The following is a 17,671-nucleotide window of genomic DNA, read 5'->3' as shown; positions in this document are numbered from 1 at the left end:
TTTATGAACGCACACGGGTGCGTTCGGGATCGTGAAACGGCAGGCTCACCACTTCGGCATCAAGACGCTTCTGGTGACCATCCAGTTTGCCCACCTGCAGGCGCGTGCCGGGTTCGGCATACTCCGGTGCCAATCGGCAGAGGGCGATCTGTTTGCCCATCAGCGGCGAGGGTGTGGCACTGGTGACCACGCCAACCGGACAGCGATCCACGTAGACCTGGTCGCCGTGGGCGGCCCCATCACCTCCCTCCAGAATCAGGCCCATCAGCCGCTGACGACTCTCCGGTGCCTGACGCGCCATCGCCTCGCGGCCGATAAAGTTTTCCTCTTTGGTTTTCATGGGCACGGTGAAACCGATGCCGGCTTCATAGGGATTGGTCTGTGGGCAGAATTCGTGATCGGCGAAGATCAGGCCGGCCTCAATGCGCAGCATGTCCAGCGCATCAAAACCCATAGGGGCAATATCAAAGGCCTGCCCTCTATCCCAGACCGCATCCCACAACTGTTCGGCGTTATCCGGGTGGCACCAGACTTCAAACCCCAGCTCACCGGTGTAGCCGGTACGCGACACCATCACCGGCATGCCGGTGGAACCGCCCAGCCGCCCAATCAGGAAGTGGAACCAGGCCAGCGTCTCCATGGTGGGTTGCGATTCCGGCGTCCAGATCAATTCACTCAACAGGCGGCGACTCTCGGGCCCTTGCACGGCGATGTTGTGCAGCTGTGATGTGGAGTTGCGGATACTGACCCGGTAGCCCTTCTCTTTGGCCTGCTTGCGCATCCAGATACCGCTGTAGGGGTCGCCGCAGATCCAGCGAAACGCCTGCTCGCCCATGCGGAAGATGGTGCCGTCGTCCATCATGCCGCCGGTCTCGTAACAGAGCGCGGAGTAGGCAATTTCACCAATCGCCAGGCGTCGCACATTGCGTGTCAGCACATACTGCAGAAACGCTTCGGCATCGGGCCCGGTCACTTCAAACTTGCGCAAGGGGGACAGATCGATCATCGCCACCCGCTCGCGACAGGCCAGATACTCGGCTTTAGCACCCCAGCCTTCGTACTCGGTTGCCACCCAGTAGCCCCGGTACTCCGTCAGTTTCTTGGTGAGCGCCGCAACGCGGCTGTGAAAGCCCGTGGTCTCGGTCATACGGGGTAGCTCCTCAGGGGTAATGCGATGGGCGATGGCGCGGGGAAACTGCTGCCCGGCGTCGTAGATGCGCACATGAATGTCGGTGGGCTGCCAGCCATTGGCGGGGTCAATATCATCCGGGCAGGCGGAGGAGGCGCAGAGCAGGTCGCGGTTGGCACGCAGCAGGACATAGTCACCGGGACGCGACCAGGGCTCATCCATCAACACGGCGCCGCAGGGCGAGATTTCAGTGTTAAAAAAGAAGTTGATTGCCGGCCAACCGGGACGTGGGCGGATATCGTACGGCGCCAGCACCCGGTTGAAATTGTCACTGCAGCTGACGTGACCAAAATAGCCACTGTCCTCGTAGTACTTGGGTGTACAGGCCAGCAGGAAACTGTCGTGCCGGCCAACGGTGTCCTGCACCACTTCCACCAACGACGCCATATCACTGCCAAGAAAGCGCGACCATAACCCCGGTGCCGGGTTGCTGTGGCCCAGCACTGTGCGGGTTGCCAATGCATCCAGCCCGACTTCCTGGCCCTGCTCCAGCGCCTGGCGGTCAAAGGCGAGAAAATCCGAACACTGCTTGCCCGCCACATCGATAATCTGGATCCACTCCCCCGCCTTGACCTCGTAGGTGCGGGCCGTGGCACGCTTCACCCGCAGCTCACTCTGTACCGGGGCCAGAGGCTCGGGCAAATACTCCTGCTGTGGACTGGCCGGCGTCAGCGTCAGCTCTACGTCCGTTACTGGTGACTGCTGATCCACTGTCATATCGGCGCCAGCGGCGGCGATGATCAATATCAGCTCCCCCTGGGCTTGCAGCGTGACGGCCTCAGCCGTTGCGATACGCACCACCGCATCCAGCTGTGCGTCGACCACGCCCCACTCCTGCAGCTGGGCATACAGGCGCCGGGCGGCGCTGCCCTCGCCCGCCAGCTGCGCCCGCAGGCCCACCGATGGCTCTGGCCTGCGCCCGCCCAGCAGGTGCGGTACCGTCCTGCCATCGCTGTCCAGCGCCAGCAGTTCACACACCTGCTCACCATCGCCGCCCTGCAGCAACAGCTGGTCTCCCGCTGCCAGCGACAACCGCAGTGCCTGCTGCCCGCCCAGGCGGTAACGACGACCCCCGGCCGCCACCTGCAGATTGAAGTAGCCGCTCTCTGACTGGTCTGTGCTGCTCAATTCCTGCATAGCCCTGATCCGTTTCGTTGGCGGCGCCTGTAGCCCTGGGCCCGCTCTCTGTTGGTGCAACCCTAGCCCGCCTGTCTCATTTAAGTGCCCCGCGCTTGCAAGTGGCGGGGGACCTGTCAGCCGGATTGGCGGCCGGGAAAACTATTCTTGCTGAGCATAAATATTTACCATCAGTATTATTGGGACAATCCTCCACTGTGAGTACTCCGTTGGGGATAAGGCTCACCCGGCAGGGGAAATGGCATGGATAGTGCTCTGTTCCGATGATCGAACGCGCTGGTCAGCGCACCGTGCAGCGGCCGCCGACCAGCACCTCATACACTTTGCTGAACACCTTCACTGCGGAACAACGCTGACCGGAAACAAGCAGACCGGATAAAAGGACGGGGTAAGTGGGCACAAAGCTGAAACAATGGTTACCCGGCTGGCACTGGAGCCCGGGGAGACGCAAGTCCGTAGCGCGGGAATCTGTCGCGGAGGTCGATTACGGTCGGCTGGCGCTGCAACTGGCCACTGCCGAGCGCATCAGCGAAGAGCTGCCGGCTGTCCTGCAACAGCTGCAGCCAGTGCTCAACAGCCGCCTGCCGCACCACCCTGGCAGCATCCAGATCCTGCTCAGCCACCCCAACCACGGCGAATCCATCCTGCATCACGGCCAGCAGAGCAAACCCGCTTCTTCCTATATAGCCGCGTTGCACCGTCAGTTAAGCTCCAACCGGGGCTCCTCATCCCCTCCCCTGCGCATTACAGACGGCGCTCATCAGTGGCAGGTGATCGCCAGGGAGCTGGCACACAGCGAGCAGCAGCGCTTCTGGCTGTTGTTTGCCTTTGAGGGTGAGATCCCCGCGCTGGAACAGCTCAACTGGCGCACCTGCGATCTGGAGCGCTGCCTGCAGCAAGGGATAGAGGCCTGGGTTCAACGGGAGGAGAAGGTGCGGGAGGCGCTGCAAGCCGAACGCGCAATCTACGCGGCAGAACTACACGACTCGCTGGCACAGATCCTGGGCTACCTGCGACTGAAGAGCGCGCGCCTGCACAAGCAGTGTCAGGCGGAGGAGTATGCGGCCCTGCAAGCCATCACCGAAGAGCTGGCCAGCTGCACCCATTGTGCTTACCGCCAGACCCGGGAGCTGATTACCACCGCGCGCCTGACACAGCAGAGCGAAAGCCTGTCCCAGGGGGTGATCAATTCCATCCGTGAATTTGAGCAACAGTCTGCCATCGTCTTCGAACTGGACAACCGTCTGCAGCGCAATCTGCTGAGCCCGCAACAAACCCTGCAGGCGCTCTACATTATCCGCGAGAGCCTCAGTAACGTGGTGCGTCACTCCCATGCCACACACGCACGGGTCACCCTGAGCCTGCAGGGCAAACTGCTGCAGGCCACCATTGAAGACAACGGTACCGGCATCGACCCACAGGCAGCACGACCCGACAGCTTCGGCCTGCAGATTATGCGCGAACGAGCCGAGCGTATCGGCGGCACACTCAACATCACTCCACGGCCAGCGGGAGGCACCAGCGTGTGCCTGCAGCTGGACCTGGATCACTGAATCGGCGAATAGCCGGGAGCGACAGACAATGCACAGCAACCCCCTCTCGGTGGTGGTCGTCGATGACCACCCCCTGTTTCGCCGCGGCGTGGTCGAACTGCTTAATGACAGCGACGAGATGCGGGTGGTGGCGGAGTACGACAACGCCTTTGCCCTGCTGGATAACCTGGAAGACGTCTACCCGGACATCCTCCTGCTGGATCTGCAGATGCCGGAGAAATCAGGGCTGGAGCTGCTGAAGCAGATCCGCGAATGTGACGACCAGCTGAAGATCATCATCATTACCGCCTGTACCGATCAGGACAAACTGCTGGAGGCGCTGCGCTTCGGGGCCAACGGTTACCTGCAAAAGGACACACCGCCGGACGATATCCTCGATCACCTGCTGGCGGTGGCAGAAGGCAAGGTCGCGCTCAATGTGGATGCCATCACTTCGCTGGCTACCCACATACGGGAAAACCACACACAGCAAGCCAGTCATCATCACGCAGCGCTGGATGACATGACCGAGCGTGAGCGCGAAACACTGTCGCTGATTGCCCGCGGGCTGAACAACAAGCTGATCGCCCGCGAACTGGGTATCAGTGACGGTACCGTTAAGGTGTATGTGAAAAACCTGCTGCGCAAGCTCAACATGCACTCACGTCTTGAGCTGGCCGCCTGGGCACACAAGAATCTGTCGGAAGAGTTACTGAGCTGAGAGGAGCCGCAATGGAGATACTCAAGCGGGCCCTGAAACCGGCCCCGGCACAGCCCACCGAGTCACAACTGTGGCAACTGCTGAACAGTCTCAACGATGTGGTGATTGCCATCGACGACCGGCATCGCATTCTCGCCGTCAATCAGTGCTGGGAGAAAACCACCGGCTTTGCCGTGGAGGCCTCGCTGGAGCAGTGTTTCACCGACTTTCTCCACCCGGAAGACCTGGGCAACTGGCAACAGGTACTGGAGCAGCTGGCAGAGGGTGGCAGCCAGCTGATCTGGTTCCGCCTGCTGCACGCCAGCGGCGAAATCCGCTGGTGCGAGATGCGCCTGCAATCCATGCGCGACGACAGTTTCTACCCGCTCTCCGCCACCCTCTGCGACATTACTCCGCAAGTGCGCAACGAACAGGTCCGCACCGCCAGCCACCGCAGCCTGCAGAGCCTGGTGGATCGCCTGCCCGCCATGCTCTACCGCTCCCGCAATAACCACAGCTGGACCATGGAGTACGTCAGCAGTGGCTGTGAACTGCTCACCGGCCACAGCGCCGAGAGCCTGCTCAACCAGTCGCACATCTCATTGGGCTCCATGATCCACCCGGACGACGCAGACAATGTCTGGGAGCAGGTACAGGTTGCCCTGCAAAACCAGGATACCTTCGACCTCCATTACCGCCTCACCAAAGCCTGTGGCGAAGAGATTCGCGTGCGGGACAAAGGGCGCGGGCTCTACTCCTCCAGCGGGATGGTGTTGGGGGTAGAAGGCGTTATCCTGCAGTGTAATTAGGCGAGGACGCTTCGCTACAGGTTCCAGGACGCTATCGCTACAGGACGCGTTGCTACAGGTTCCAGGTTCTACAGCATTATGTTTTTGCCTTTCCTGGTAGCGAAGCGTCCTGTAGCGCAGCGTCCTGAACACTACCCCCCAATTACCCCCTCCTGTTTACCCCTTCATGGGAATTTTTCTGATCGCCCGGGCGTTTTAATTTAGGTCTCATCACAGTCAAACCGCATTGCCAACAGGCTGCGTCACACGCCTGCACGGCACAACTGAAATGGAGAGACCCATGACAACCCGCGTTGCAATCATCGGTGCCGGCCCCAGCGGTCTGGCGCAACTGCGAGCGTTCCAGTCGGCTGAGGCCAAGGGCGCTGACATTCCCGAACTGGTCTGCTTTGAGAAACAACAGGATTGGGGCGGCCAGTGGAACTACACCTGGCGCACCGGACTGGACGAGAATGGCGAGCCGGTCCACAGCAGCATGTACCGCTACCTCTGGTCCAACGGACCTAAAGAGTGTCTGGAGTTCGCCGACTACACCTTCGACGAACACTTTGGCAAGCCCATCGCCTCCTACCCGCCAAGAGAGGTGTTGTGGGATTACATCAAGGGCCGGGTGGAAAAGGCCGGTGTGCGGGATTACATCCGCTTTAATACCGCTGTGCGCAACGTGAGCTTTGACGAGGCCAGCGGCCTCTTCACCGTTACCGTTCAGGATCACTGCACCGACACCATCTACAGCGAAACTTTCGATTACGTGGTCTGTGCCTCCGGCCACTTCTCCACACCCAATGTGCCGGAGTTCGAAGGCTTTGAGCGTTTCGGTGGTCGCATCCTCCACGCCCACGACTTCCGCGATGCGCTGGAGTTCAAGGACAAGGATGTACTGGTGGTAGGCGCCAGTTACTCCGCCGAAGATATTGGCTCACAATGTTACAAGTACGGCGCCCGCAGCCTCATCAGCTGTTACCGCAGCGCCCCCATGGGCTACAAGTGGCCGGCCAACTGGGAAGAGAAACCCTGCCTGGAGCGGGTGGACACCGACACCGCCTACTTCGCCGACGGCAGTTCCCGCAAGGTGGACGCCATCATTCTCTGCACCGGCTACCTGCACCACTTCCCCTTCCTGCCGGACGAACTGCGCCTGAAAACCAACAACCGCCTGTGGCCGCTGGACCTCTACAAGGGCGTGGCGTTTGAGCCCAACCCCAAACTGTTCTACATCGGCATGCAGGACCAGTGGTACAGCTTCAATATGTTTGATGCCCAGGCCTGGTACACCCGGGACATCATCCTCGGTCGTATCCCGTTGCCCTCCAAAGAGGAGATGACCGCCGACAGTCTTGCCTGGCGCGAGCGCGAGCTGCAGCTGGAAACCGCCGAGGAGATGTACACCTACCAGGGCGATTACATCCAGCACCTCATCGACGCCACCGACTATCCCAGCTTCGACATTCCCGCCGTCAACGCCACCTTCCTCAAATGGAAGAAGCACAAGAAGGAGAACATCATGACCTTCCGTGACTACTCCTTCCCCTCACTGATGACCGGCACGCCATCACCACCACACCACACACCGTGGATTGATGCGCTGGACGATTCGCTGGAGGCCTACCTGACGGACAAGAGTGAAATCTCCCGCGCTGGCTGAAGCCGTTACACACCGATTTTATCCATCAACAGCCCCGGCACTTCGCCGGGGCTGCTCCTTAGAGGAATACCACTGTGAATACCTTGACCAAACTGATTGACCAGACTGCTGCTCCCATTGAAACCGACCTGGAAGGCTGGGAAGTGATCGACGGCGCCCCCACCATGAAAACCTGGATCGAATACAAAAGCCCTGACGGCTCCCTGATTACCGGTTGCTGGCAAGCTACACCAGGTACCTACCGGGCCACCTACAACACCTGGGAGTTTATTCACCTTATAGAGGGTGAGGTGGTGATCACACCGGATGGTGGTGAACCACAGACCTTTGGCCCGGGGGATGCGGCAATGCTGGAAGATGGGTTTACGGGGACGTGGGAAATCAGGAAGACCGTTTACAAGCACTTCGTTATTAAGTTGAGTTGAGATTACGTGTGACGGGTTCGCGGTCAATGCAGGGTTTTGGTTGCACTCTGCAGTGAGGTGCAAGAGATCCCCCAGAGGATAAGGTGAATTCCAGCACAGCTGGAAGAGAGGATGGTCTGGGCCACTGGGCTCCTACAAAAATCAGTTTGCACCCTGTAGGAGCGCGGTCCCCCGCGCGATCTTTTACCCAACCACCAAACCTTTGGAAACCAACTTGCTTGATTCAGCCGCCCACTCAAGCAAAATACTTAAGCCCCGCCACACTGGCAATAATCATCAGAATACAAGCCACCCGCACCACATTCACAGGCTCCCCCATAAACGCGATGCCATACACCGCCAGCATCGCCGCACCGATACCTGACCAAACGGCGTAGGCTGTTCCAACCGGAATGGTGCGCATGGCCAGCGACAACAGAGTCAGGCTAAAGACAATCAAAATAATGGTAATTGCCGATGGCCAGAGTTTGGTGAAGCCATCGCTGTACTTAAGGCCAACAGCCCAGCAACACTCCAGCAACCCGGCGATCAACAGATAGATCCAGCCCACAATTTCGCTCCTGTCTGCAATGGCATTAAATAATTCAGCGTTCGAAAAACGTTCGTCTGTGCTGACGGGAAGCACACTTGTTGATAGTGCATTTCCTACAGACAAAAAATACGGGCGCTGCCCCGGAGACAAACGCCCGCGTGAAGGGGATGATCAGTTGGCCCGGTCGAACTGCGACAGGTGTTGCACCAGCATATCGTGGTAGCGACTGAGGCCCTTGTACTCAATCAGAGGCTCCGGCAAGGTCTTCATCACCCGGTGCAGGCGGCGCGCCCATTCCGGGTTGGTGCAGATATCCTCCAGGCTCATCAGGTAGGTGCGAATACTGAACATCAGCGCATTACTGCGCGGCATGCGATCCAGAACCTGCAACTCCACCCGCAGGTAAACTTTCCCGGCAATGTTTTCCGGGGTAACCGTGGTGCGGTCACAGCCCCACTCGTGATAGGTCTCGGGCGATGTGTCCATGCGGGCATTGATGGTGAGGGTCCAGTTAAGGCGACGCACCGGTTTGCCTACCTGAATGGCAGTCAGGTACTTCAGGGCTCGCTCAAACACGCCTTCCTGATGCGCCATGGGCACCGGGCCATGCCACTCGGCAAAACTCATGCCCTGATCAAAGGCGATGGACCAGTCTGCCGGACAGGTGACAATACCGGCATCCATAAACAGGTCGCCGTCGCGCTGGTCGAGAATGGCAAAATCCCCCTGCAGCTGACGGCCAATGTACTCCAGCGGAGGCAGCGGCAGGCTACTGCTGTCACCGAAGACAAAACTGTCCTTCTGGTTGAGCAGGCGGTTGTCCCAGGTCCAGTGATCGCCGTTACGCTCCAGCCTGAAATAGTCCGGATAGTCCTCCGCCAGTGAGACCATGCAGCGCTCAATCATGTCCCAACACGCCAGATCCATGTGCGGCATGGACAGGCAGCGATCGGGCATGGCTTTCAGTACCAGGTCCCGCTCTACCATCTCCGACAGATAGTGCTCGTCGATATCGAGGAATTTTTCATAGGCCGAGCCCTCTCCACCCTTGGGCAGGTGTGGCTCGATATTCACCGAGTAACGGTACTCATCGGTGGGAAATGGAAAGGGAAAACGCTCAATCGCCTGGGGGCTGTTGCTGTAGGTAAAGTCGTCGCGAAATGTCTGAATCTCTTTCGGTGCTACTCGCATCGTTTACTCCTCAATATCGATAACCAGCCGCGGGCCTTTGGCGCGCGAGACACAGGGCATCACCAGCTTGCCCGAGCGCTTTTCACTGGCTGACAGAAAATTGTCCCGGTGCTCCGGCTCGCCGTCCGCTACCGCACAGGCACACTGGCCACAGACACCGCCGCGGCAGAGATTGGGTACCGCCACACCGGCGGCCTCCAGGGCTTCCAGCATGCTCTCTTCCGAGGCCACCGGTACCACGCGGCCACTGGCCTTGAGCTCAACCTCAAACGGTGCCCCCGGTTGCGGCGTCGAAAACTCTTCATAATGAATCAGGCTGTCAGGCACACCCGCCACCAGGGCTTCAGCCTGCACCGCCTCAATCAGGGACAGCGGGCCGCAGACATAGAAGTGGGTTCCGAGGGGGCGACCGTTGACCAGCTGCGCCAGGTCGCATTTGCGCCCGGCCGTGGAGTCGTAGTCGAAGTAGCGCTCGCCCAATTGCTCCGCCAGCTCCGCGCAGTAAGCGCCGTTGTAATCGCCCTTGAACAGGTGGTGCAGTTCGAAGTCGGCATGGCGACGCTGCAGCTCCGGCAGGTAGGAGAGAAACGGCGTGATGCCCACCCCGCCGGCAATCAACACATGCTTGCGGGCCTCCCACAGGGGGGCGAACAGATTGGCAGGCGGGGTGATGGTGAGCTCATCCCCTTCACGCACCTGCTCGTGCATAAAGCGTGAACCGCCACGGGACTGCTTCTGCAACAGCACGGCAATGCGATAGGCACCGCTATCCCGCGGATCGCTTAACAACGAATAGGCATTTTTGAAGCATTTATCCGTCCCCTGCATCGACACCACCACATGGGAACCGGGCGAGAAGGCCGACAGCGCCGTTGTCACCGGTGTGAGGGTGAATTCGCGAATGGCAGGCGCCACCTGGTGGATGCGGGTGACCTTGACGGTAATCGGATCAACACTCATCACTTCAGCTCCATCGGTTCCGGAATGTCCGCCGGGTCTTCGGCGTTAATCTGAATGCCTCGGTAGGCAGCCAACTTGCGGGAAAAATGATCGGTGACCGCCAGCAGTCGCTGGCAGCCTGCACAGGCCGCTGGCGTGTGTGTCACGCCACTGGTGATGTGGTAGCAGTGACAACAGAACACATGGCGGGATCGGTCCGCCGGTGCAAAAGGCTGTATTTGCTCCGGGATCATGCCCGCCGCACCCAGCGCTTCCGCAACGGTCCAGATAAAGGCCTCATCCCCTGCCACGTAGGCGCAGGTGGCCAGGGGCAACTCCGGGGTCACCTGCTGCAGCTGCTGCACCGCAGTCACGGGATCCGACGCCTCAATCAGCCGGTGTCCCACCGCTTCACAGGCCTCCACCACCGAGGCCATGGCTTCAGGCATATCGCCCTGACAGACAAACAGGTGGTATTTGGCGCGGCTGTTTTTCTGCACCGGCGGGTAGACCGGCCGACTTTTCACCTCGTACCCGAGAACGGGCTCCGCATCCTGTTCTGCCTCGGTGTGCATGTAACCTCCTGCAGTTGTCCGGGGAATGTGGTTTCGATAAGTAATTTCCTATAGGGAAATAATATTTCCATCAGCAAATTAACCAATTCTCAGGAAGGGGTACCCACTATGGGGTAAGTGTCACGGCAACAGCTTGCTGCAGGCCCGGGCAGTTCCCCGCCACCTTAACTTCGGGTAAGGTGGCCGGAAAACCGCCCCCCAATTTCCGCCCCCACCCAACAGGAGCCCCGCTTATGTCGCTGGCCGACCAACTGCAACAACTCTATGCCCGCTTCGGCCAACTACCCGGTATTACCATTGAGTTGCAGAAAGAGCTGGTGGCCATCGCCGTGCATAACAAGGGGGGAAAAGCCACTGTCTTCCTGCAGGGCGCGCAAGTGGCTGAATACACACCGGCCGGGGAGCGGCCGGTGCTGTGGCTGGGTGAGGAGAACCGCTATCTGGACGGCACGCCCCTGCGCGGTGGCATCCCTGTGTGCTGGCCCTGGTTCGGCGATCTGCAACGCAACCCGGAGGCGGTGAAGGCCCAGTTCAGCAGCGACAGTCCCCACGGCTTTGTGCGCAAGGCCATGTGGCAACTGGATGAAGTAGAGTGCCTTTCGGATGCAGAGACACGACTGCGCCTGTCCCTGCCACAGACCGCACTGACAGCAAACCAGTGTCCGCCATGCGATCTGCAACTGGAGCTGGTGGTGGGTAGCAGCCTCAGCTGCCAGCTGGTGATGATCAATCGCAGCGACGGTGACATTAACCTCTCTGCCGCCCTGCACACCTACCTGGCAGTGAGTGATGTGCGCGATATCGCTGTCGAGGGACTGGGTGACTGTGCCTATATCGACACACTTAAAGAGTGGTCCACAGAAACCCAGCAAGGCAGTATTGAAGTGGCCGGTGAAACCGATCGTATCTATCTCGACTGCCCGCAGACCATCACCCTCAAAGACCCAACGTGGCAACGCCAGCTCACCCTCACCAGCACCGGTAGCCAGACCACGGTGGTGTGGAACCCCTGGACTGAAAAAGCCAAGCGCCTGTCAGACTTCGCCGATGACGACTACCTGAGCATGATGTGCCTGGAAACCGCCAACGCCCTGGAAGATTGCGTCACCCTGTCGCCGGGCAGCGCCCATACCCTGGGTGTCACCCTGGCGGCAGAAACTATCGCAGAAACTATCAAAGCCCGGTGAATCTGCGGTTCAGGCATTAACTGTCAGCCTGATACAGCCCGGCTATTCCTGCGCGCTCGAACAGCGCCATCAATTCAGCATCAATGTGCCCGCTGGCGCTCATATCGCGCATGATGGCCAATGCCACCTCCGGCGGCTTCGCCCCCTTGTAGGGGCGATCGCTGGCGGTCAGTGCCTCGTAGATGTCCGCCACTGCCAGCATCCGCGCCACCACACTCATGTCACCACCGTGCAGGCTGCGGGGATAACCGCGCCCGTCCATACGCTCGTGATGACCGGCGGCCATCTCCGGCACCTGCTGCAGGTGTTTTGGGAATGGCAACCTGGAGAGCATGATCAGGGTCTGGATGATGTGCTCGTTAATCTTGAAACGTTCTTCCTCGGTGAGGGTGCCACGGGTCACCGACAGGTTCTTCAGCTCGCCGCGATCGTACAGCAGCGCCTGCGGTTGCAGGGTAATACCCAGCTCCGGCGGATAGACAACGGGCTGCAGGTGTTCGATGCGGTGATCGGGCCGGTCCTGCAGCAGCGGCTCCTGCACCGGCAGTCCTGCTTCAGGCACATCCACCAGCCGCCGCGCCTCATCCGGCCCCAACCCCAGGCGATCACTGAGGGTGCGGGTCCAGCGGGTATCAGCAATCTGTTGCAGCCGCTGCAGGCGCTCCTCCGACATGAAGGTATCGCCGCTGTTGCACTCCGCCACAAAGGCAAAGTCGTCATCCAGTTGTTGCCACTCGCTCATCAGACCCGCCAGTGCCTGTTGGCGGTCGGCACCATCAGCAATGGCCTGCCAGCAGGTCACTTCGCGCTCGCGCTTCAGCACTTCGAAACGGGTGCGTATTTCATGAATACGGTCGTGCAGGGTTTCCAGGCGCGTGGCCTTGTCCACCACAAACTCCGGCGTGGTGACCTTGCCGCAGTCGTGCAGCCACGCCGCCAGCTCTACCGCCTCCCACTCATCTTCGGACAGAGAGAAATCGGCAAACGGCCCCTCGGTTTCGGCGCAGGCAGCTTCCGCCAGCAGGCGGGTGATCTGTGGCACCCGCATGCAGTGGCCGCCGGTGTAGGGACTTTTGGTGTCGATCGCATGGGCGATCAGTTTGACAAAGGAATCGAACAGCGCTTTCTGTGCGGCAATCAGTTCGCGGGTCTCCAGGGTGACACTGGCAAAGCCCGACAAATACTCGACAAATCGGCTGCGCGCTTCGTCAAAGGGTCTGTTGCTCAACAGCAGCAACAAACCCAGCTTATCGCCCTGGCGATTGATGAGCGGTACGCCCAGGTGCCAGATCTGTTCCCCCGCCAGCTGCATACCGGTGCTGTGCTGGAGAGCTTTGGTACTGAGGTGACCACTGAGGGGCGTACCCTGTCGCAGCGCGTCCGCAAGGTGTACGGAGCCTGCTTCCGTACCCAGCACCAGCAACCCCTCACGACCCCGCGCCGCGCCCTCCTGACGGGCCACCGCCGGGTGCAGGCGGGCACCGTCGCTTTCAAACATATAAAGAATGCCCGCCTCGGCACGCGACGCCTCCATTGTGCTTTCCAGCAGTTCCGGCAGCAGCTCTTCCAGCTTGCCGGCACTGGCGACATGGGCCGTCACATCCAGGAAACGGGCAATGGTCTGGCGCAACTGCTCAAAGCTTTTTCCGAGTCGGTAGACCTCGGTGATACGGCTTGGAACCGGAGATTTCTCCGAGAAATCAAATTGTCGCACAGCGTTGAAATGATTAGTCAGTTGCACCAGCGCGTTGGAAAGCCTGCTAGAGAACCAGATACCCAGCAATAAGCCCAACACCAGCAAGGCGGCAGTCAGCAGCAGCTGGTCCTGCAGCATCTTCCAGGCATCCTGCAAGACACTGGCCTCCGGCAACATCGTAACCAGGTAAATTTCGCTGCTGTTGGCCAGAGGTGTAATGCTGGCCTGCCAGGATTCATCGTTCACCATCACTTCCGCACCACGCACTGGCTGCACGGCGCCACTGAGCAACACCGCAAAGGGCGCGGCAGCCTGATGGCTATCCGGCTGATCCGACACCAGCACACGGCCTGTCCTGTCCACCAATGCCAGCCGCGCTTCGGGCTGTGGACGCAAATTCCCCAACATGGCACTGAGGTCACTCAGGCGCAAATCCACACCCACTACTGCGCCGCGGTCGGCAAACTGTTGCGCGACGGAGAAGCCGGTTTCACCGCTGGTGAAGAACGTATAGGGTGCTGTACTGATGGCGCCCTGCTGGCGCAGGGCATCCCGATACCAGGGACGCAGTCTGGGGTCGAAATCCAGCGCCTGGGGTCGATCCACCCACAGCACCGGTTGCAAGTCGGCATCCATGTGCAGGAACCAGGCCTCGCCCTTGTCCCGCTCTATGACCTGCAGCGTGTAAACCGCGGCAGCGGGCGCTGCAAATTTGTCGTGATCCCGATGAAGACGCCGCAACAACAGGTAATCACCGTTCTCGTACCCGTTGTAGACGGATACCGCCGATGGCAACTGCTGCAGAACAGCCCGCAGCAGTTTCAGTGACTGCAACTTCATGGCGCTGTCCAGCGATCCCATTTCCGGCGTCTGTGTCAGCAGCGCCAGTGAGATCTCGGAGCGCTGCTGGCGTGCCGTCATCCTGCTTTGCACCTGCACACTGATGGCATCAATCAGCGTATGGGTCGACTCTTTCAGAATCGCCCGTGTGCGCAGTTGTGACTCCCAACCAATTAATCCCCCAACCACCACCACCAACGCGGTGAATGCCACCACAAGATGAACGCGTAACGACACTGGCCTCATGCCATGGATTTCCTTTGTATTAGCCTTTGGTATTTACGGGACACCAACCACAGCAGCAGCGTCACTGCGACTGTGGTAATGCCCTTCCGCTGCTATTCTCTACTGATGATGAGTATGGTCTGGTGTCAATGTCGGGTCATCCAGCAAGGGGTCGAGCCCCGCAGCAACATCGTCCGGTGATATGACCGCGGTGTGGGAGTCGTCCTGCGGATTGGCGGCCTGGTCCTGTTGGTCGAGAAAGTCCGCCAGCGCCGCAGGGTCCATCCCGCCAATCACCGCCGAGTGATCATCCATCACAGCACCGTGGCTGGTGAACACATCCACCAGACTGTCACCGAAGGTTTCATCGGGACCCGTAGAAGCCGCCACAGAGTCGTGCATTTCTGCCCCGGCACCCTTGAACAGATCGAGGTAATCATTGCCCGAGCCCTCCACGTTCTCCGGGGGCGCCGCCGCCAGGGCATCATGATCCGGCGCACTTCCGCTAATGGATGTATCCTGATCTGCAACCAGCGAGTCATCTCCCCCGGCAGTGAGGTCTACGGTCGCTGTATCGTGATCAGTCGCCGGTGTGGCCTCTTCCCCGTTGGCAGCAAGGTCCCCCTGGAGTTGAGCGTGCAACTGTGACGCAGAATCATCGTCTGTCGCTACACCGTGCAAGACCACGAAATCGCCTGCATCATCAATATCAGGCTGATCCGCCGACACAAAGGCATCTGTCGAACTGACATCCACCATTCGCGCTGTGGGCGGCGGTGGAGGTGGTGGTGCCGGACTCACAATTGGAATAATTTCAATCTGCGACGGCGTGTGCGCGTGATTCCAGCTGGTGACATGCACATCAGCCACATGTACGCCGTGCTGATAAATTTCAAATTCACCATAGTGGGCATCATGAGGGTTGCCGGTCATGGTGGGTGAGATCTGCACCATACCTGTGGCAGGATCAATAGCCGCTGTACCACCGGAGTAGGTCATGGTAGCGCCACTGAACTGATCCAGCGCAAAGCCCCCGGAGCTATCTGTCGACTGAATAACAAAGCTGTTGCCCACCACGTGCTGAGCGGTCACCACCGGATTGGAAGCCGCCTCATCAGCGCCATCAATTACGATTGAGATATCCACGTGATCACCACCCGCTGTCACAACACGAATGGTATCTTTCAACGAGTCGCCGGCATTCAGGTTCTGAACCACCGGGTCATTATTGTTAGCCTGGTATTGCCAATTGCCATCCGCATCAATGCTGAACGTCCCGTACTGGGTGGCGACATTGGTTTGCGGAACAATCGCTGATTCACCACTATCGGTGTCACTGACCACCAGATGGCCGCCGGTGCTGATGGCGGTGTCTTCGGTCACCGAACCGCCCACCGCCCCACTGAATACGGGGCGGTCATCGGTCCCGGTAATGCTAATCACCAGATTTTGGGTGTCGGTAGCACCAGCAGCATCCGTTACGGTGACAGGAATCGTAAGTGTCTGTACCTGACCATCTGTTAGCGACTGGTATGTGGCGTGAGAGGGATCAAACTGCCAATTTCCGTCGGCGTTGAAAACCAGTCCATCCACCGGATTGGCAATCGAGTAGGTCAGGTGGTCGCCGGCATCCGCATCCTGCGCGGTAATGGTTCCCAGGGCGCGAATACCATCTTCTTGTACTGAAACACTGCTGATGGGGTTCAGCGTCGGTGCGTCATTGACGTTATTAACTGTCAGATCAAAGGTGGTAGTCGTTTGCGCCCCGTGGCTGTCGGTGGCCGTCACAGTTACTTGTGTGGTGCCCACATCGCCATTGTCCGGTGTACCACTGAAAGTCCCGGTCGCCGCATCAAAACTCAGCCAGGCCGGCAAGGTGCCGGTGGACAGGGTCAGCGTATCGCCGCTGTCGACATCGGCAAACGTATCCGCCGGCATGCCAAAGCTGAAGGCTGCGCCTTCATGCGCTGCCGGCGCCGTAATGACGTGGCTTACCACGGGTGCGTCGTTGGTACCCGTCAGCTCGATGGTAATCGCATTACTGCTGGTAGAACCCACCCCCGTGCTATCGGTTACCGTAACCGGAATAACCAAGGTTTTAGGCTCACCTTCCGCCAGCGATTGATAAGCCGCATCGGAAGGATCGAAAACCCAGCTGCCATCCGCATTGAGGGTAAATCCCGGTACATGCGCGGTCGTCGTATACTCAACGCTGTTTTGCGAATCCGGATCAAAAAAGCTCAACTGACTGGTGTACGCCCGGGCATCTTCCGCCAATGAAACCTGCGTATGTCCGGCAACCTTCGGCGCATCGTCCGTTCCAATTAACTTTATCTGCACCTGACCAACACCCACACCACCATGGCTGTCCATGACCGTGATCGGAATCAGGATATCCTGCTGCTGACCCGCCGCCAGGTGATTATAGGTACCGTTGGACGGATCAAAACTATAGGTTCCGTCGCGATTTAGATTGAACCCCGGCGCGCCAGTATTCGTGCTATAAGTAAACGTCTCACCGGCGTCGGGATCGGTTGCCGTCAGGCTACCAAAGAAGGTGGTACTGCCTTCGTCCGCGGTGTGACTGACCGGCGCCAGCACCGGCGGATCGTTGACGTTGTTGACCGTCAGGTCAAAGGTGGTACTGACTTGCGCACCCGCACTGTCGGTCGCCGTCACAGTGACTTGCGTGGTGCCGAGATCGCCATTACCGGGTGTGCCGGTAAAGGTGCCGGTAGAGGCATCAAAGCTCAGCCAGGCTGGCAAGGTGCCGGTCGATAGTGTCAGTGTGTCGCCGCTATCGATATCGGTGAAGGTGTCCGGTGGCACTGTGCAGCTGAAGGCGCTGTGCTCGTCGATGACCTGATCGGTTACCGCACGGGTTAAAGTCGGCGCGTCATTGACGTTATGAACCGTCAGATCGAAGGTGGTACTGACCTGGGCACCATGCCTGTCGGTGGCAATTACCGTCACTTGCGTGGTGCCCACATCACCATTGGCAGGTGTACCACTGAAGGTCGCAGTCGCCGCATCAAAATGCAGCCAGGCC

The 17,671-nt window shown here is 59.4% G+C and carries 13 protein-coding genes; 6 read left to right on the top strand and 7 right to left on the bottom strand.

Annotated elements, in window-relative coordinates; all coding sequences use genetic code 11:
* Nucleotide 1: 1 nt before the first annotated feature.
* Nucleotides 2–2,326: a DUF1989 domain-containing protein gene (locus GSF27_RS16335; RefSeq protein ID WP_160971134.1), complete on the bottom strand. Its 2,325-nt coding sequence runs from the start codon at nucleotides 2,324–2,326 to the stop codon at nucleotides 2–4.
* Nucleotides 2,327–2,718: 392 nt separating this feature from the next.
* Between GSF27_RS16335 and GSF27_RS18125 the strand changes: the two genes are divergently transcribed.
* The 5 genes from GSF27_RS18125 to GSF27_RS16310 all read left to right on the top strand — a co-directional run bounded on the left by GSF27_RS18125 (nucleotide 2,719) and on the right by GSF27_RS16310 (nucleotide 7,437).
* Nucleotides 2,719–3,879, top strand: a complete 1,161-nt coding sequence (locus tag GSF27_RS18125) for an ATP-binding protein (RefSeq protein ID WP_160971132.1) — start codon at nucleotides 2,719–2,721, stop codon at nucleotides 3,877–3,879.
* Nucleotides 3,880–3,907: 28 nt separating this feature from the next.
* Complete coding sequence (locus GSF27_RS16325; protein ID WP_160971130.1) at nucleotides 3,908–4,579, top strand: response regulator; 672 nt, start codon at nucleotides 3,908–3,910, stop codon at nucleotides 4,577–4,579.
* A gap of 11 nt (nucleotides 4,580–4,590) precedes the next feature.
* Nucleotides 4,591–5,367: a PAS domain-containing protein gene (locus GSF27_RS16320; protein WP_160971128.1), complete on the top strand. Its 777-nt coding sequence runs from the start codon at nucleotides 4,591–4,593 to the stop codon at nucleotides 5,365–5,367.
* A 280-nt stretch (nucleotides 5,368–5,647) separates the two neighbouring features.
* Complete coding sequence (locus GSF27_RS16315; RefSeq protein ID WP_160971126.1) at nucleotides 5,648–7,012, top strand: NAD(P)/FAD-dependent oxidoreductase; 1,365 nt, start codon at nucleotides 5,648–5,650, stop codon at nucleotides 7,010–7,012.
* 74 nt (nucleotides 7,013–7,086) lie between these two features.
* Nucleotides 7,087–7,437 carry a cupin domain-containing protein gene (locus GSF27_RS16310; protein WP_202410514.1) on the top strand — a complete coding sequence of 117 codons (351 nt, stop codon included), beginning with the start codon at nucleotides 7,087–7,089 and terminating at the stop codon, nucleotides 7,435–7,437.
* 235 nt (nucleotides 7,438–7,672) lie between these two features.
* On the opposite strand, the gene GSF27_RS16305 is transcribed toward GSF27_RS16310, so the two are convergent.
* The 4 genes from GSF27_RS16305 to GSF27_RS16290 are packed head-to-tail and all read right to left on the bottom strand — an operon-like array spanning nucleotide 7,673 to nucleotide 10,674.
* Nucleotides 7,673–8,092, bottom strand: coding sequence for a multidrug efflux SMR transporter (locus GSF27_RS16305; protein ID WP_304627214.1), 420 nt, complete (start codon nucleotides 8,090–8,092; stop codon nucleotides 7,673–7,675).
* Nucleotides 8,093–8,140: 48 nt separating this feature from the next.
* The gene (locus GSF27_RS16300; RefSeq protein WP_160971124.1) at nucleotides 8,141–9,160 is read right to left on the bottom strand and encodes a DUF3445 domain-containing protein; all 1,020 of its coding nucleotides are present in this window, start codon (nucleotides 9,158–9,160) and stop codon (nucleotides 8,141–8,143) included.
* A gap of 3 nt (nucleotides 9,161–9,163) precedes the next feature.
* Nucleotides 9,164–10,120 carry a PDR/VanB family oxidoreductase gene (locus GSF27_RS16295; protein ID WP_160971122.1) on the bottom strand — a complete coding sequence of 319 codons (957 nt, stop codon included), beginning with the start codon at nucleotides 10,118–10,120 and terminating at the stop codon, nucleotides 9,164–9,166.
* Nucleotides 10,120–10,674 (bottom strand): dimethylamine monooxygenase subunit DmmA family protein, encoded by a 555-nt coding sequence (locus tag GSF27_RS16290; RefSeq protein WP_160971120.1) that lies wholly within the window; start codon nucleotides 10,672–10,674, stop codon nucleotides 10,120–10,122. Before GSF27_RS16290 ends, GSF27_RS16295 begins: the two co-directional genes overlap by 1 nt.
* Before the next feature lie 233 nt (nucleotides 10,675–10,907).
* Between GSF27_RS16290 and GSF27_RS16285 the strand changes: the two genes are divergently transcribed.
* Nucleotides 10,908–11,861: a D-hexose-6-phosphate mutarotase gene (locus GSF27_RS16285; RefSeq protein ID WP_160971118.1), complete on the top strand. Its 954-nt coding sequence runs from the start codon at nucleotides 10,908–10,910 to the stop codon at nucleotides 11,859–11,861.
* Between the two features lie 16 nt (nucleotides 11,862–11,877).
* Here GSF27_RS16285 and GSF27_RS17925 read toward each other — a convergent pair whose 3' ends face one another.
* Together GSF27_RS17925 and GSF27_RS16275 are read right to left on the bottom strand one after the other, a co-directional pair.
* Nucleotides 11,878–14,634, bottom strand: coding sequence for an HD domain-containing phosphohydrolase (locus GSF27_RS17925; RefSeq protein ID WP_160971116.1), 2,757 nt, complete (start codon nucleotides 14,632–14,634; stop codon nucleotides 11,878–11,880).
* A 108-nt stretch (nucleotides 14,635–14,742) separates the two neighbouring features.
* The coding region (locus GSF27_RS16275; protein WP_202410513.1) for a VCBS domain-containing protein at nucleotides 14,743–17,671 on the bottom strand (2,929 nt) is incomplete at its 5' end.

Origin of the sequence: Pseudomaricurvus sp. HS19, from assembly GCF_009857815.1 — a bacterium.
Taxonomy (GTDB): domain Bacteria; phylum Pseudomonadota; class Gammaproteobacteria; order Pseudomonadales; family Cellvibrionaceae; genus Pseudomaricurvus.
Note: the sequence above shows the minus strand (reverse complement) of the source record. Positions and strands in the feature narration are given on the sequence as shown.